This window comes from Streptomyces sp. NPDC048288, from assembly GCF_043201555.1.
GTDB lineage: Bacteria > Actinomycetota > Actinomycetes > Streptomycetales > Streptomycetaceae > Streptomyces.
Window position 1 is genome coordinate 220,628 of record NZ_JBICZD010000016.1, and the last position, 16,422, is coordinate 237,049.

Annotated in this window: 9 protein-coding genes; 2 read left to right on the forward strand and 7 right to left on the reverse strand. The window is 73.6% G+C overall.

Annotated features, from left to right (window positions below):
- Positions 1–6: 6 nt before the first annotated feature.
- A complete protein-coding gene (locus ACGFZS_RS42900; RefSeq protein ID WP_393542555.1) occupies positions 7–2,205 on the reverse strand; it encodes an ATP-dependent DNA helicase UvrD2 in 2,199 nt (732 codons plus the stop codon).
- A gap of 189 nt (positions 2,206–2,394) precedes the next feature.
- On the opposite strand from ACGFZS_RS42900, the gene ACGFZS_RS42905 reads away from it, so the two are divergent.
- Positions 2,395–2,637, forward strand: coding sequence for a mycoredoxin (locus tag ACGFZS_RS42905; protein ID WP_355715799.1), 243 nt, complete (start codon positions 2,395–2,397; stop codon positions 2,635–2,637).
- 69 nt (positions 2,638–2,706) lie between these two features.
- On the opposite strand, the gene ACGFZS_RS42910 is transcribed toward ACGFZS_RS42905, so the two are convergent.
- The 6 genes from ACGFZS_RS42910 to ACGFZS_RS42935 form a co-directional block, all read right to left on the reverse strand.
- Positions 2,707–3,309: a class I SAM-dependent methyltransferase gene (locus ACGFZS_RS42910; RefSeq protein ID WP_393799693.1), complete on the reverse strand. Its 603-nt coding sequence runs from the start codon at positions 3,307–3,309 to the stop codon at positions 2,707–2,709.
- Between the two features lie 11 nt (positions 3,310–3,320).
- Entirely contained in the window at positions 3,321–4,265 is a 945-nt protein-coding gene (nudC, locus tag ACGFZS_RS42915; protein WP_355715795.1) for an NAD(+) diphosphatase, read from the reverse strand.
- Positions 4,266–4,430: 165 nt separating this feature from the next.
- Entirely contained in the window at positions 4,431–5,834 is a 1,404-nt protein-coding gene (locus ACGFZS_RS42920; RefSeq protein WP_393799694.1) for a dipeptidase, read from the reverse strand.
- A gap of 10 nt (positions 5,835–5,844) precedes the next feature.
- Complete coding sequence (locus ACGFZS_RS42925) at positions 5,845–9,411, reverse strand: UvrD-helicase domain-containing protein (RefSeq protein ID WP_393799695.1); 3,567 nt, start codon at positions 9,409–9,411, stop codon at positions 5,845–5,847.
- 68 nt (positions 9,412–9,479) lie between these two features.
- The gene (locus ACGFZS_RS42930) at positions 9,480–12,773 is read right to left on the reverse strand and encodes an ATP-dependent helicase (protein WP_393799696.1); all 3,294 of its coding nucleotides are present in this window, start codon (positions 12,771–12,773) and stop codon (positions 9,480–9,482) included.
- 275 nt (positions 12,774–13,048) lie between these two features.
- Positions 13,049–13,435 (reverse strand): MGMT family protein, encoded by a 387-nt coding sequence (locus ACGFZS_RS42935; protein WP_355715786.1) that lies wholly within the window; start codon positions 13,433–13,435, stop codon positions 13,049–13,051.
- Positions 13,436–13,635: 200 nt separating this feature from the next.
- On the opposite strand from ACGFZS_RS42935, the gene ACGFZS_RS42940 reads away from it, so the two are divergent.
- Positions 13,636–16,365, forward strand: coding sequence for a lysylphosphatidylglycerol synthase domain-containing protein (locus ACGFZS_RS42940; protein WP_393799697.1), 2,730 nt, complete (start codon positions 13,636–13,638; stop codon positions 16,363–16,365).
- The last annotated feature ends 57 nt before the right edge of the window (positions 16,366–16,422 follow it).

Consider the following 16,422-nt stretch of genomic DNA (forward strand, 5'->3'; position numbering starts at 1 on the left):
TTCCCATCAGTCGCCCGCCGGGTCTCCCCCGGGCTCCTGGCCTGCGCAGATGGCCAGAACATCGGCACCGTAACGGTTGAGCTTGCGCATGCCGACGCCGGGGATGCGGGCCAGTTCGCGATCGTCGTCCGGAGCGCTCTCGGCGATGGCCATCAACGTCCGGTCGGTGAAGACGCAGAAGGCGGGCTGACCACTGAGCCGGGCCTGGTCGGCACGCCATTCGCGCAGCCGCTCGTAGAGCCCCTCGTCCATGTCGGACGGACAGCCGTCGCAGCGCATCAGCTTCATCTCACCGGCGTCGGTGAGGGTGCGCCCGCACACCCGGCAGCGGGCCGGGGTGCGCTGGGTGCGCCGGGGCGCGACGTGACCGGGGCCGCCGGAGAAACCTCGTTCGACGCCCCCGGTGCCGGCGCCGCCACCGCGGCCGACGGTGCCGGTGGAGCCGGGACGCAGGCCGTCCAGGAACCGGCTGGGCCTGCGGTTGGGCCGGCCGCCGGGGGTGCGGGAGAGGGACCACGAGACATACAGCCGTTCCCTCGCGCGCGTCACGCCGACGTAGAGGAGACGGCGTTCCTCCTCGATCTGTTCGTCGGTCTTCGCATAGGTGATCGGCATCATGCCCTCGGCGACCCCGACCAGGAAGACGGCGTCCCACTCCAGGCCCTTCGCCGAGTGCAGCGACGCGAGGGTGACGCCCTGGACGGTCGGGGCGTGCTGGGCGTTGGCCCGTTCGTCGAGTTCCGCGACGAAGTCGGCGAGGGTGGCGGCCGGCCGGGCGGCGGCGACGTCCTGGGCGAGGTTGACCAGGGCGGCGAGCGACTCCCAGCGCTCCCTGACCGCGCCGGAACCGGCCGGGGGCGTGGTGGTCCAGCCCTCCCCGGAGAGGACCGCGCGCACCTGCGAGGGCAGGTCCACGGTGTCGTCGAGCAGTGCGTCGTTGCCGCCGAAGCGGGCCGCGGCGCGCAGGGCGACACCGGCCTTGCGCACCTCGGGCCGGTCGAAGAACCGCTCGGCGCCCCGCAGTTGGTAGGGCACTCCGGCGTCGGCCAGCGCCTGCTCGTAGGTCTCGGACTGGGCGTTGGTCCGGAAGAGCACGGCGATCTCGGCGGCCGGGACCCCGGAGTCGACGAGTTCCCGGATGCGGCGGGCGGCGCCCTCGGCCTCGGCGGGCTCGTCGGTGTACTCGGTGTGGACGGGCTCGGGTCCGGCGGGGCGCTGGGAGACCAGCTCCAGGCGGTGGTCGGCGGCGCGGCCGCGGGCCTGGGCCAGCAGCCCGTTGGCGAGGTGGACGACCTGGGGTGTGGAGCGGTAGTCGCGGACCAGTTTGACGACGGTGGCCCCGGGGTGGCGGGTGCGGAAGTCGAGCAGATGGTCGGGGGTTGCTCCTGTGAACGAGTAGATGGTCTGGCTGGCGTCGCCGACGACGCACAGGCTGTCGCGATCGCCGAGCCAGAGTTCCAGCAGCCGCTGCTGGAGCGGGCTGACGTCCTGGTACTCGTCGACGACGAAGTGCTGGTACTGGGCGCGGACCTGGTCGGCGATGTCGTGCCGGTCCTGCAGGACGGCGACGGTCAGCAGCAGGACGTCCTCGAAGTCGATCACCGCGCGGTCGCGCTTGAGGTCCTCGTAGACCGAGTAGATCTGGGCGATCTCGGCCGGGTCCCGGGGGGACTCGCGGCCGGCCTTCGCGACGGCCGGCGCATAGTCGGCGGGGACGGTCTGGGTGACCTTGGACCACTCGATCTCGGCGGTGACGTCCCGCAGCTCGCCGCGGTCGAGGCGGATGCGGCAGGCGGCGGCCGCGTCGGCGACGAGCTGGATCTTGCGGTCGACCAGTCGGGGCAGGGAGCCACCGATCGCTTTCGGCCAGAAGAACTGGAGCTGGCGGAGCGCGGCCGAGTGGAAGGTGCGGGCCTGGACGCCCTGGGCGCCGAGCTGGCGCAGCCGGCCGCGCATCTCCCCGGCGGCGCGGTTGGTGAAGGTGACGGCGAGCACGCTGGACGGCTGGAGGATGCCGGCCCGCACCCCGTAGGCGATCCGGTGGGTGATCGCGCGGGTCTTGCCGGTACCGGCTCCGGCCAGCACACACACCGGTCCGTGCAGGGCGGTGGCCACCTCGCGCTGCTCGGGGTCGAGCCCTTCGAGCACCGCGTCGGCCGACTCCGGTGCCTGCGGGAAGAGGGAGGAGTGCGTTGCTGCTGTCACACCGCCATGCTGCCAGGTCGCCGGAGACGGCTGCGCCGGTTGTCCACAGGCAGCCCCTCGCAGTCGTACTAATGCGGCAGGCGTCACTCGGGGCCGGTGCTGCGGGAACGGCGGCGGGAATGGCGGACGGGTCGCGTACGTTCCTCTCCTGGATGAGCTTCCCCGACCTGCCGAAGGAGCGCGAGCGAGATGCAGGGCACTGTGACGATGTACAGCACCACGTGGTGCGGCTACTGCCGCCGGCTGAAGAGCCAGCTGGACCGCGAGGGCATCGCGTACACCGAGATCAACATCGAGCAGGACCCCGAGTCGGCCGCGTTCGTGGAGAAGGCGAATGGCGGAAACCAGACGGTCCCGACGGTGCTCTTCGCCGACGGCTCGACGCTGACGAACCCTTCGCTGGCCCAGGTGAAGCAGAAGGTCAACGCGTAGGTTTTCCTGCGCGAAGGCGGTCCCCGACTTGATCAGGGACCGCCTTCGCGCGTATCAGTGCGTCGTTCGTCAGCGTGGTTTGTCCCACACCACCGTGTAGCGCCACAGCGGCCGGCGCCGGTAGTGGCGTCCGGGGAGGCGATGGGCGGTGGACCGCTTGACCTCGCCCCAGTTCATGATCGGGTCCTCGACGGGCATGTCGGCCGGATTCTCCGGGCCGCCGTGCCGGGCCCTGGCCAGCAGGTTCGCGGGGACCCCGCAGCCGCTGACCACCCAGTCCAGGGTGGTGTGGTTGTCGGCCAGTCCGACGAGGACCAGCCGGCCGCCGGGCGCGAGCAGTTCCACCAGCCGGTCGATCGCGTCGTCGAACGGGGAGTGGTGGATGACGGCGACCGCGCTGACGAAGTCGTAGCCGCCCTCGTCGAGGGCGGCGTCGCGGAGGTAGTCGCCCTCCACGAAGGTGGCGTTCCCGATGTCCCGCTTGCGCGCCTGCCGGATCATCTCCGCCGACCGGTCCACGCCGGTCACCGTCTCCGCCCTGGCCGCGAGCCTTGCGGCCAGCAGGCCGTCGCCGCAGCCGACGTCCAGGGCGGCGCGGCAGCCGTCGGGTACGGCGTCCAGCACCACGGGGTGGTAGTGGACGTTGTGGTTCCAGTAGGTCTCGGCGGTCACCGCGGGCCGTCTCAGACGAAGCTCCTCGTCGGCAGCGGCTTGCCATACCACATCTCGATCAGACGGGCCGCGATGGAGATGCCGTACGGCGGCAGGACGTCACCGGAGTCGAAGGCGGCGCCGAGTTCGTCGCGGGAGAACCAGCGGGCCTCGTGGATCTCGTCGCCGTCGACGTCGATGTCGGTCGTGGTCGCGCGGGCCATGAAGCCGAGCATGAGGCTGGACGGGAACGGCCAGGGCTGGCTGGCGACGTACTCGACCGGGCCGACGGTGACGCCGACCTCCTCGGAGACCTCGCGGCGTACCGCCTGCTCGATGGACTCGCCGGGCTCCACGAAGCCGGCGAGCGTGGAGAAGCGGCCCTCCGGCCAGTGGACCTGGCGGCCGAGCAGGATGCGGTCGTCCTCGTCGGTGACGGCCATGATCACGGCGGGGTCGGTGCGCGGGTAGTGCTCGGCGCCGCAGGCGGGGCAGCGGCGGATGTGGCCGGCGGCGGCGATGACCGTGCGCTCGCCGCAGCGGGAGCAGAACCGGTGGGTGCGCTGCCAGTTCTCCAGGCCGACCGCGTGCACCATCAGGCCGACGTCACGGGGTGACAGCAGCAGTCCGGCCTCGCGCAGGCCCGCGGGCCGCGCGGACTGGTCGATGCGGCCGGGCAGGGCGTCCTTCTGCAGCGCGAAGTAGCTGACGCCGTCCTCGTCGGTGCCGAGGAAGTAGCGGTGCGCCTCGGTGAGGGGGGCCTCGAAGGAGGGGGTCATGACGAGTTCGGTGCGCCCGTCGGGCGTCTCGTCGATCAGGACCTGGCCGCCGGAGACCACGAAGCAGCGGGTGTCGGGGTGGCTCCACGCCGCCGCGAGCCAGGCCTCGTCGAGCCGGTGGTGGGCGGCGCGGTCGATGCCGCTCGGGGCGGTGAGCGAGATCGGTCGGTCGGCGGTGTGGTCGGTCCAGGTGGTCACGGGTGCTTCCAACTCCCCCAGTGCAACGGTTGTTTCAGCGGGCGGTTCAGCGGGACGAAGGGCGGGAGGAGACCGGGTCGGGCGGGGACGGTGCGGACGGGGACGGACGGGGCGGTTCTTCCAGTGTGCCCCGCGCGCGGTACCGCTCCGGACGGCGCCGACGGCTCAGGGGGCATGGCGCCAGTTCTCCGCGAGGTCACCCCACAGGTAGGCGCTGGTCTCGACGCCCTTGAGGAGAAGGCCCAGCTCGACCTTCTCGTTCGGGGCGTGCCAGCCGTCGGAGGGGACGGAGATGCCGAGGAAGAGGACGGGGGCGGCAAGGACGTCCTGCAGATCCGCGGCGGGACCCGAGCCACCCGAACGGGTGAATCGAATGGGGCTCTCGAAGGCGCGGCCCATGGCGCGGGCCAGTGACTGGAGGCCGGGGTGGTCGAGCGGGGTCAGGCACGGGCGGGTGGCGGGCAGGAAGGTGATCTCGGCGCGGATCCCGGCGGGGATCCGGTCGGCGGCCCAGGCGCGGACGATCTTCTCGATGTGGTCGGGCTCCTGCCCGGCGACCAGCCGGAACGACAGCTTCAGCAGGGCCGAGGACGGGATGATCGTCTTGCTGCCGGGGCCCTGGTAGCCGCCGCCGATGCCGTTGACCTCGGCGGTGGGGCGGGCCCAGATGCGCTCCAGGGTGGTGTGCCCGGCCTCGCCCTCGGTGGCGTACGAGTGCGCCTCGCGCAGCCAGCTCGCCTCGTCGAAGGGCAGCTCGGCCCAGAGCTGCCGCTCCCGCTCGCCGAGCTCGACGATGCCGTCGTAGAAGCCGGGGATCGCCACGCGCGCGTGCTCGTCGTGCAGGGCGGCGACCAGGCGGGCGGCGACGGTGGCCGGGTTGGGGACGGCGCCGCCGAAGGCACCGGAGTGGATGTCCTGGTCGGGGCCGTGCAGGACGATCTGGCACTCGGCGAGCCCGCGCATGCCGGTGCAGACCGTGGGGGTGTCCTCGGACCACATGCCGGTGTCCGAGACGATCACGGCGTCGGCGGCGAGCCGCTCGGCGTGCTGCTCGACCAGCGCCCGGAAGTGCGGGGAGCCGGACTCCTCCTCGCCCTCGATCAGCAGCTTCAGGTGGACCGCGGGGGCGGTGCGGCCGGTGGCGGCGAGGTGGGCGCGGACGCCGAGTGTGTGGAAGAACACCTGGCCCTTGTCGTCGGCCGCCCCGCGCGCGTAGAGCCGGTCCTCCCGGACGACCGGCTCGAAGGGGTCGCTGTCCCAGCCGTCCTCACGGGCGGCGGGCTGCACGTCGTGGTGGCCGTAGACGAGGACCGTGGGTGCCCCGGGGTCGCCCGCGGGCCATTCGGCGAAGACGGCCGGGGCGCCCGCTGTCTCCCAGACCTCGGCGGTCGGGAAGCCGGACTCCGTGAGCTTGGCGGCGAGCCAGTCGGCGCTGCGGCGTACATCGGGGGCGTGGTCGGGCTGGGCCGACACCGACGGGATGCGCAGCCATTCGGCGAGGTCGGCGAGGAAGGCGGCGCGATGCTGCTCGATGTACGTACGGACAGCGCTGTCCGGGGTCTGGCTCATGGTCACGAGCCTATCGGCCCGGACCGACATCCTCGGCGGGCTGTTCGTCACACTCAGCTTGTCCGACGATCAGCCTTTCCAGTCCGGCCCGGTCCGGCAGCCCCTCCGGTCGTTCGATCTCGCCGGTACGCACATGCACGAACGCGGCCGTGACCGACTCGGGCGGCACGCCCTGCTGCTCGGCCCAGCCGATCCGGTAGATCGCCAGCTGGAGCGGGTCGGCGGGCCGGGTGCGGCTGGTCTTCCAGTCGACGATCTCGTACGTCGCCCCGTCGCCCTCTCCGGTCCGGTAGACCGCGTCGATACGGCCCCGGACGACCCGGCCGGCGAGGGAGAGCTGGAAGGGGGCCTCGACGCGGTAGGGCGTGCGGTGGGCGTACTCGGTGCGTTCGAAGGCCTCCTTCAGGGCTTCGAGATCCCGTTCGTCGGCGATCTCCGCGTCGCTGCCGGGCAGCTCGTCGGGGTCGAGCATGGGCAGCGTGAGCTCTTCGAAGCGCGCCTCCACCCAGGCGTGGAAACGGGTGCCCCGGCGCGCGGCCGGTTGCGGAGCGTGCGGCATGGGGCGCGCGAGTTCCTGCGCGAGCCCGTCCGGGTCCTCGGCCAGCCGCATCAGCTGGGTCGCGGAGAGGGCGGCCGGCAGCGGGACGTCCGTGACGCTCTGGCGGGTGCGCAGCAGCTCACCGGCGAGCGCGTCGAGGTCACGGTCCCAGGAGGCGATGGCGCGGGCCTCCTCGGGAGTGAAGCGGGCGACGGAGGCGGGGAGGGCCTCGGGGGCCGGGAGGGCGCGCTCGTGCTCCGGCGTGCGCGGGGGCGTGCGCTCGGCGGGCACCGCCTGGTGCGGGACCGTGGGGCGGTCGGTGCTCCAGGAGTCCCAGTCGGCGGAGTCCTCGTCCGGGAGGCCGTCCTCGTAGGGGGCGGCTTCGCCATGGGGGGCGGCTTCGCCATGGGGGACGTCATCGCCGTAGGGGAGGTCATCGCCGTAGGGGACGTCCTCGTCCTCGGGTGGCGGGGGCCAGTCCGGGTCCTCGTGGGCGGTGGGGTCGTGGTCGGCGGGGACTCCTCCGTCGGTTTCCGCCGTGAGCGCGTCCAGGTGGGCGAGGACGGTCTCGGCGGCCGCGCGGCGGCGGGCCAGGGCGGCGTCGTCCAGGGGCAGCGGCCACACCTGGTCGGCGCTCGCCGCGTGCAGGGCCGGGTTCTCCTCGTCCTCCTCGGGTTCGTCGGCCCAGGCCTCGATCTCGCCGTGTCCGGCGGCGCTGTGCTCGTACAGGGCCCGGAGGAAGTCGGAGGGGCCGCGCGGCTTCTTCTGGCTGGGGCCCCACCAGTGGCCGGAGCCGAGGAGCAGGGAGCGGGGGCGGGTGAAGGTGACATAGCCGAGGCGGAGTTCCTCGGTGTGCTGGTGGTCCTTCATGGCCTCGTGGAAGGCCTTCATGCCGCGCGAGTCCCAGGCCTCGACGTCGGGCAGGGTGTCCCCGTCGCCGCGCAGGGCGTGCGGGAGCACCTTGGCCTGGGCGGTCCACTTCTCCCGGCCCTGGCTGCTCGGGAAGGTGCCCTTGACCAGTCCGGGGACGGCGACGACGTCCCACTCCAGGCCCTTGGACTTGTGCGCGGTGAGCACCTTGACGGTGTTCTCGCCGCCGGGCAGAGCGTTGTCCAGGCCCTTCTCGTACTGGGCGGCGGTGCGCAGGAAGCCGAGGAAGGCGAGCAGGGTCGCCTCCTGGTCGCCGGCCGCGAAGGAGGCGGCGACGTCCAGGAAGTTGGACAGCGTCTCGCGGCGGCGGGCGGCCAGCGCGTGCGGGGACGCCGACAGCTCCACCTCCAGGCCGGTGACCGCGAGGACCCGGTACAGGACGTCCATCAGCGGGTCGGACAGGGAGCGGCGCAGCTCGCGCAGTTCGGTGGCCAGGCGGGCGAAGCGCACGCGCGCGTCCGGCGAGAAGGGCAGCCCGTCGTCCGCCTGCTCGATGTCGAGCGGCAGCTCCAGGAAGGTGTCGAGGGCGTCCGCGAGCGATATCACCTCGGCGGGGTCGACCCCCTCGACGGCCTCGGCGAGCCTGCGGTCCGGGTCATCGGCGTCGCCCACGCGCGCGTGCGCCACCAGCAGCCGGGCACGGCGGCCGAGGAGGGCGAGGTCGCGGGGGCCGATGCGCCAGCGCGGGCCGGTCAGCAGCCGGACCAGGGAGGCGTTGGCCCCAGGGTCCTGGAGAACCTCGCAGACGGCGACGAGGTCGGCCACCTCGGGCAGGTGCAGCAGCCCGGAGAGACCGACGACCTCCACGGGGACGTCCCGGGCGACGAGGGCGCCCTGGATCTCCGCGAAGTCGGTGGCCGTCCGGCACAGGACCGCGATCTCGCCGGGTGCCGTGCCGGTGCGGACGAGGTGGGCGACCGAGTCGGCGATCCAGGCCATCTCCTCGGCGTGGGTGCGCAGCAGGGCGCAGCGGACCGTGCCGTCGCGTTCCGCTCCCGGGGCGGGGCGGAGGGCCTCCACGCCCGCGTGCAGGGCGCGCAGCGGCTCGGCGAGGCCGTTGGCGAGGTCGAGGAGGCGGCCGCCGCTGCGGCGGTTCTCGCTGAGCGCCCGGCGGGTGGCGGGGCGGCCGTCGGCGTGGGCGAAGTGCTCGGGGAAGTCGTCGAGGTTGGCGACGGAGGCGCCGCGCCAGCCGTAGATGGCCTGGCAGGGGTCGCCGACCGCGGTCACGGGGTGGCCGGTGCCGCCGCCGAACAGGCCCGCCAGGAGCACGCGTTGGGCGACCGAGGTGTCCTGGTACTCGTCGAGGAGGACGACCCGGAACTCCTCGCGCAGCAGCCGGCCCACCTCGGGGAGGCCGGCCAGTGCGGCGGACAGCGCGATCTGGTCGCCGAAGTCGAGCAGGTCCCGCTCGCGCTTGGCGGACCGGTAGCGGTGGACCAGTTCGGCCAGTTCACGGCGGGCGGCGGCCGTCTCGGGCACCTTGCGCAGGTCGGCGTTGCCGAGCCGGACGCCGGCGAGGGTGTTCAGGAGTCCGGCGTCCCAGGTGCGGAGGTCCTCGGGGCGCACCAGGTGCTCGGCGAGTTCGGAGTCGAGGGTGAGCAGGTCGCTGACCAGGTCGGCGAAGGAGCGGGTGAGGGCCGGGTAGGGGCCGGGGGCCTCGCGCAGCACGCGTGCGGCCAGCTGGAAGCGGGTGGCGTCGGCGAGCAGCCGGGAGGTCGGCTCCAGGCCGATGCGCAGGCCGTGGTCGGTCAGCAGCCGGCCCGCGAAGGCGTGGTACGTGGAGATGGCGGGCTCGCCGGGCGGGTTGTCCGGGTCGATCGCGTCGGGGTCGGTGACGCCCGCCTTGACGAGTGCCTTGCGGACGCGTTCGGCGAGTTCGCCGGCCGCCTTGTTGGTGAAGGTCAGGCCGAGGACCTGTTCCGGGGCGACCTGTCCGGTGCCGACCAGCCAGACCACGCGGGCCGCCATCACCGTCGTCTTGCCCGACCCGGCTCCGGCCACGATCACCTGCGGGGCGGGCGGCGCGGTGATGCAGGCCGTCTGCTCCGGGGTGAACGGGATACCGAGGAGCTCCTTGAGCTGCTCGGGGTCGGTGATGAGGGCGGGCATGAGGAAAAAGGCTAGCGGCGGGCACTGACAATCGAGGAACCAGCGCTCACTCCACCACGTGCCGTCCCTCACTCCACCACGTGCCGCCCCTCCGGCCGCGCGCTGCACGAGGCCCGGAAGGCGCAGTGCGTGCAGTGCTGGCCGGTGGTCGGGGTGAACCGTTCGTCGAGGACCTTGCCGGCGGCGGTGGCCAGCAGCTCGCCGACCCACTCCCCCTCCAGCGGCTCCTGCGCCTGCACCTTGGGCAGGGTCTCGCCGCCGTCGCGCTGGGGGGCGCCCTGTCTGAGGTGGACCAGCTCGGCGCCGCCGGGTTCGGGCCGTACACCGCCGAAGGCCTCGTCCACGGCGCCCTCGCGGACCGCGAGCTGGTAGACGGCGAGCTGCGGGTGCCGGGCCACCTCCGCGGCGCTGGGCGCCTGCTTGCCGGTCTTGAAGTCGACGACGTACGCGCGGCCCTCGCCGTCCGCCTCCACCCGGTCCATCTGCCCGCGGATGCGGACCTCGTAGTCGCCCGTCCCGAGGGTGACGTCGAAGTCCTGCTCGCTGGCGACCGGGGTGCGTGCGGTGCGGTCCAGGACGTGCCACTTCAGGAAGCGTTCGAGCGCCACGCGCGCGTTGTCCTTCTCCTGGACCGACTTCCAGGGGGCGTCGAAGGCGAGCGCGTTCCACACCGACTCCAGGCGCTCCATGAGGACGGCCAGGTCGGCGGGGGTGCGTCCGGAGGCCACCTCGTCGGCGAGGACGTGCACGACGTTGCCGAAGCCCTGGGCGGTGGTGGCGGGCGCGTCGGCCTTCACCTCGCGGCCCAGGAACCACTGGAGGGAACAGGTGTTGGCGAGCTGGTCGAGGGCGCTGCCGGACAGCACGACGGGCTGGTCCCGGTCGCGCAGCGGCACCTTGCTCTCGGTCGGCTCGAACATGCCCCACCAGCGGTAGGGGTGGGCGGACGGCACCAGGGGGCGGCCGTCCTCGTCGGCGAGCGCGGCCAGCCGGGCCAGGCGGCGGGCGGCGGCCTCCCGGAGGGCGTCGGAGGCGCGCGGGTCGACCGTGGTCGCGCGCAGCTCGGCGACCAGGGCGGCCACGGAGAGCGGGCGGCGGGGCCGTCCGGTGACGTCCTGGGGTTCGACGCCCAGCTCGGTGAGGAACCGGGAGGGCTGGTCGCCGTCGTCCGCGGGGGCCTTCACGGCGGTGACGACGAGGCGTTCCCGCGCGCGCGTGGCGGCGACGTAGAACAGTCGGCGCTCCTCGGCGAGCAGTGCGCCGGGGGTGAGCGGTTCGGCGAGTCCGTCGCGGCCGATGCGGTCGGCCTCCAGGAGCGAGCCGCGGCGGCGCAGGTCCGGCCAGAGGCCCTCCTGGACGCCGGCGACGACGACCAGGCGCCATTCCAGGCCCTTGGAGCGGTGCGCGGTCATCAGCCGTACGGCGTCGGGGCGTACCGCGCGCCCGGCGAGGGTGTCGGCGGCGATGTCCTCGGCCTCGATCTCGGCCAGGAAGTTCAGCGCGCCCCGGCCGCCGCTGCGCTCCTCCGCGCGGGCGGCGGTGGCGAACAGGGCGCACACGGCGTCCAGGTCACGGTCGGCGTTGCGGCCGGCCGCGCCGCCGCGCCGGGCGGAGCGTTCCAGACGGGAGGGCCAGGGTGTGCCGTTCCACAGGACCCACAGCGCCTCCTCGGCCGTACCGCCGCCCGCCAGGCGCTCCCGGGCCCTGGCGAGCAGGGCGCCGAGCCGCTGCGCACCGCGCGCGTACCCGGGGTCGTGGACGGCGAGGCGCTCGGGTTCGGCGAGCGCCCGCGCGAGCAGTTCGTCCGAGGGCGGCGGGAGCGCGTTGCCGGCCGCCCGCTCCTCGTCGCGCAGGGCGCGGCCGAGGCGGCGCAGGTCGGCCGCGTCCATGCCGGCGAGCGGGGAGGTGAGCAGGGTGAGCGCGGTCTCGGTGTCGAGCCAGCAGGCGCCCTCGTCCGCGTCCTGCGCCGCTTCGGCCTCCGCCACCGCGCGGAGGGCCGTCAGCAGGGGCGCCACCGCCGGCTCGTGGCGCAGCGGTACGTCGTCGCCGTCGATGTCCAGGGGCACGCCGGCCGCGGTGAGGGTGCGGCGGACCGTGGGGATGGTGGCGGATCCCGCGCGGACCAGGACGGCCATGTCGCTCCAGCGGACGCCGTCCTCCAGGTGGGCACGGCGCAGGATGTCGGCGATGTTGTCCAGCTCGGTGCCGGACGTCGGGTACGTGTACACCTCGACCCGGCCGCCGTCCCGCGCGGCGGCCGGCTCGCGGTGGGCGCGCACCTGGGCGGCGGGCAGCCGGGTCAGCGGCATCCGCCGGGTCAGCAGGCGGGTCGCGGCCAGCAGGCCGGCACCGGCCCGGCGGGAGGTGCGGAGCACCTCGACGGGGGCGGGGCGGCCGTCCACGCGCGCGAAGGCCGACGGGAAGTCCAGGATGCCGTTCACGTCGGCGCCCCGGAACGTGTAGATCGACTGGTCCGGGTCGCCGAACGCGACCAGGGTGCGGCCGCCGCCGGCCAGAGCCTGCAGCAGGCGGACCTGCGCCGGGTCGGTGTCCTGGTACTCGTCGACGTACACGGCGTCGTACCGCCCCGCGAGGTCCAGGGCGACCTCGGGGCGGTGGGCGAGCAGCACCGCGCGGTGGACGAGTTCGGCGTAGTCGAGGACGCCCTGGAGGTCGAGGACGTCGAGGTACTCGGCGAGGAAGGCGGCCGCGGCCCGCCAGTCGGGGCGGCCGATCCGGCGGGCGAAGGCGTCCAGGGCGGCCGGGTCGAGGCCCAGTTCGCGGCTGCGGGCGAGGACCGCGCGGACCTCGTCGGCGAAGCCCCGGGTGGTCAGGCAGGCGCGCAGCTCGTCCGGCCAGCGGACATGGTTCAGTCCGAGCCGTTCCAGGCCGGGCTGGCCGGCCAGCAGCTCGCGGACGGCGACGTCCTGCTCGGGGCCGGACAGCAGCCGCAGCGGGTCCACGAACAGGCCGCTGTCCTGGTGCGCGCGGATCAGGGCGTAGCAGTACGAGTGGAAGGTGGTCGCCCGGGGCGCGCGGGCGGCGCCCACCCGCAGGGCCATACGGTCGCGCAGCTCGACGGCGGCCTTACGGCTGAAGGTCAGCACCAGGATCCGCTCGGGGTCGTCGCCCCGGGCGATCCGCGCGGCCACCGACTCGACCAGGGTGGTGGTCTTTCCGGTGCCGGGGCCCGCGAGGACGAGCAGCGGGCCGGACCCGTGGTCAACCACGGCGCGCTGTGCCGCGTCCAGAGGAGGGGGAGCCATGTCGGCCGGCGGGGTACGGACCAGTCGGTAAGCGCCACGGCTCCCCTGCCGCACCGGGAGGTGCGACAGGCGCTTGGTGGAGGAAGAGGAGCTCACGTGGTTCGCCGGTCCTGGTGGGTGTGCTGGTCGGTGCGCGGTCGCGCGTGCGGAGTGGTGGCCGCGGGGTGAGCGGGACACACGCAGCCGACGCTACGCCGACGAACCGGACGGAAGCAGGGCTTCCGATTCTTCCCGGCCGCCTCGGGCAGCACCTACGCCCCCCGCGGCTCCCGCGCCCCTCATCTCACGAACGTACGTCATGCCACGGACGTCCCCGCTGTCCCTCGTACGGGCCACCGGTTCCCCCCGAGGGCCTCGGATGGCGGAAGCTGTCAGGTGTGAGCCTCCGTGTCCGCGCCGCCGTCCCACCGCGCCCGCCTCATGTCGAGCCGCGGCAGATGGCCCTGCGCGGCCCTGCTCGCCTCCTTCAGCGGCGTGCCCTCCGCGCGGTAGTGATCCAGCGCACTCAGCTCGTGCCCCGGGAGCAGGACTCCGTCGGCGCGCACCACACGCCACCACGGGACGGCACCGCCGTAGAGCGACATCACACGCCCGACCTGGCGCGGCCCGCCCTCCTCCAGCCACTCCGCGACGTCGCCGTACGTCATCACGCGCCCGGGCGGGATCCGCTCGGCGACCTCCAGGACCCGCTCGGCGTACTCGGGAAGTTCGTCCGCGTACCCCTCTCGGGTGTCCTCGGGAAGGCTCTGCTCGCTCATTCGCCCCATCCTGCCGCACCCCACCGACAACCCGTGCGGTGCGCGGGCGGCCTCCGTCTCGCCCTCTCGCGGCGCTTGGGGCAGACTGTGCGCCCCCGCATCTGCACCCTGATGCCCTCCGGTGTCGGTGGGGCATGCCACCATCGTGCGGGCGGTGACTGGTGATACGAGATCAAGAAGAGACGACCGAGCAGCAGGGCGTGCACCCCGACAGAGCGGCGGGCACCTCTGACGCCGGCGCACGCCCGGACGCCGAGGGCCGGGACGACAGCGCGCACCCCGACACCGCCGCCGAACCCGATGTCTCCGAGGACGTCACCGAGGACGTCCCCGAGGCGGAACACGTGCCGGACGAGCTGCACACCGACGAGGTGGAGGGCGACGAACCGCTGCTCCCCGCGCGCGTGCACCGCCCCTCCGACCTCATGCGTCTGCTGGTCGGCGTGCTCGCCGTCGGCGTGCTGCTCGGGATCGCCGCGTTCGCGCACGGCACCACCTCAGGCCTCGAACAGGACATCAACAAGGGCACCGGACAGGCCCCCGACCTGCTGATCAGGTTCGCGGGGCTGGCCTCCAGCATCGCGATCCTGCTGGTGCCGGTCGCGTTCGCGATCGAGCGGCTGATCAAGCGGGACGGGCTGCGCATCGCCGACGGCGTGCTCGCCGCCGTCCTCGCGCACGGAGTGACCCTCGCCACCGACCTGTGGGTGGCGAGAGCCGCCCCGGGCTCCATCCAGGAGGCGCTCACCCAGCCCTCCCCCGGTGACATCCACGCCCTCACCGACCCCGTGCACGGCTATCTCGCGCCCGTCATCGCCTATATGACGGCCGTCGGCATGTCCCGGCGGCCGAGATGGCGCTCGGTCCTGTGGATCGTGCTGCTGCTCGACGCGTTCTCCATGCTGGTCACCGGGTACACCACACCGTTCTCGATCATCCTCACGGTGCTGATCGGCTGGACCGTCGCCTACGGCACGCTGTACGCGGTCGGCTCGCCCAACGTCCGCCCCACCGGGCGGACCCTGCTGGCGGGCCTCAGGCACGTCGGCTTCCACCCGGTCGGCGCGGCCCGCGAGGAGGCCCTGGACAGCGAGAACGGCGACCGGGGCCGGCGCTACTTCGTCACCCTGGAGGACGGCCCGCCGCTGGACGTCACGGTCGTCGACCGGGAGCAGCAGGCCCAGGGATTCTTCTACCGCGCGTGGCGCAATCTGACCCTGCGCGGCTTCGCCACCCGCTCCAGCCTGCAGTCCCTGCGCCAGGCCCTGGAGCAGGAGGCGCTGCTGGCGTACGCGGCGATCGCGGCCGGCGCCAACGCCCCGAAGCTGATCGCCACCTCCGAGCTGGGTCCCGACGCGGTGATGCTCGTCTACGAGCACACCGGCGGCCGCACCCTGGACTCGCTGGCCGACGAGGAGATCACCGACGAACTGCTGCGCAACACCTGGCACCAGGTGGCGGCGCTGCAGTCGCGCCGGATCGCGCACCGCAGGCTCGCCGGAGACGCCATCCTCGTGGACCGTTCCGGCACGGTGATCCTCACCGACCTGCGCGGCGGTGAGATCGCCGCCGGCGAACTGCTGCTGCGCATGGACGTCGCCCAGCTGGTCACCACGCTCGGTCTGCGGGTGGGTGCCGAGCGGGCGGTGGCCTCGGCGGTCGGTGTCCTCGGCCCCGACGCCGTCGCCGACTGTCTGCCGATGCTCCAGCCGATCGCGCTCACCCGCTCCACGCGCGCGACGCTGCGCAGACTCGCCAGGGAGCGCGCCCAGCGCGAGCGCGACGCGGTCCTGGAGGCGTCCAGGCAGGCCAAGCAGGCCCGCCTGGCGGAGTCGGTCGAGAAGCCCGACAAGAAGACGGTGCGCGCCGAGCAGCGGGCCGAGAAGCGGGCACTGGACGAGGCCCTGGACGAGGCGCGCGAGGAGGACCTGCTCACCCAGATCCGGCACCAGGTGCTGCGGATCAGACCGCAGGCCCCCGTCGAGCCGGCGCGGCTGGAGCGGGTCCGGCCGCGCACGCTGATCAGTTTCATGGCCGGTGCGGTGGGCGCGTACTACCTGCTCACCCAGCTCACCCACATCGAGTTCGACACCCTGTTCGCGCAGGCCCAGTGGGGCTGGGTGCTCGCCGCCGTGGCGTTCTCGGCGCTCAGCTACGTCGCCGCCGCGATGGCGCTGCTCGGGTTCGTGCCCGAGCGGGTGCCGTTCGTGCGGACCGTGGCGGCGCAGGTGGCCGGCTCCTTCGTGAAGATCGTGGCACCGGCCGCCGTCGGCGGTGTGGCCCTGAACACGCGCTTCCTGCAGCGCGCCGGCGTGCGCCCCGGACTGGCGGTCGCGAGCGTCGGCGCCTCGCAGCTGTTCGGACTCGGCTGCCACATCCTGATGCTGCTGTCCTTCGGCTATCTCACCGGTACCGAGAAGACCCCCTCCCTGTCCCCGTCCCGCACGGTCATCGCGGGCCTGCTGACCGTCGCCGTCCTGGTCCTCGTGGTGACCTCGGTGCCGTTCCTGCGGAAGTTCCTCGTCACGCGCGTGCGGTCGCTCTTCGCGGGTGTCGTGCCGCGCATGCTGGACGTGCTGCAGCGGCCGCAGAAGCTCGTCACCGGCATCGGCGGCATGCTGCTGCTGACCGCCTGCTTCGTGATGTGCCTGGATGCCTCCATCCGCGCGTTCGGCGACGAGTCGACCTCGCTGAGCATCGCCAGTGTCGCCGTCGTCTTCCTCGCCGGAAACGCGCTCGGCTCCGCGGCCCCCACCCCGGGCGGTGTCGGCGCGGTCGAGGCGACCCTGACCGTCGGCCTGATCGCCGTCGGCCTCCCCAAGGAGGTCGCGGCCCCCGCGGTCCTGCTCTACCGGCTGCTGACCCTGTGGCTGCCGGTCCTGCCGGGCTGGCTGGCCTTCAACCACCTCACACGCAAGGGTGCGCTCTAGGGTCGTACCTCGTACGGCTCGCGCCCCGCGCGCGGGGCCGTGGGCGACCGCAGGATG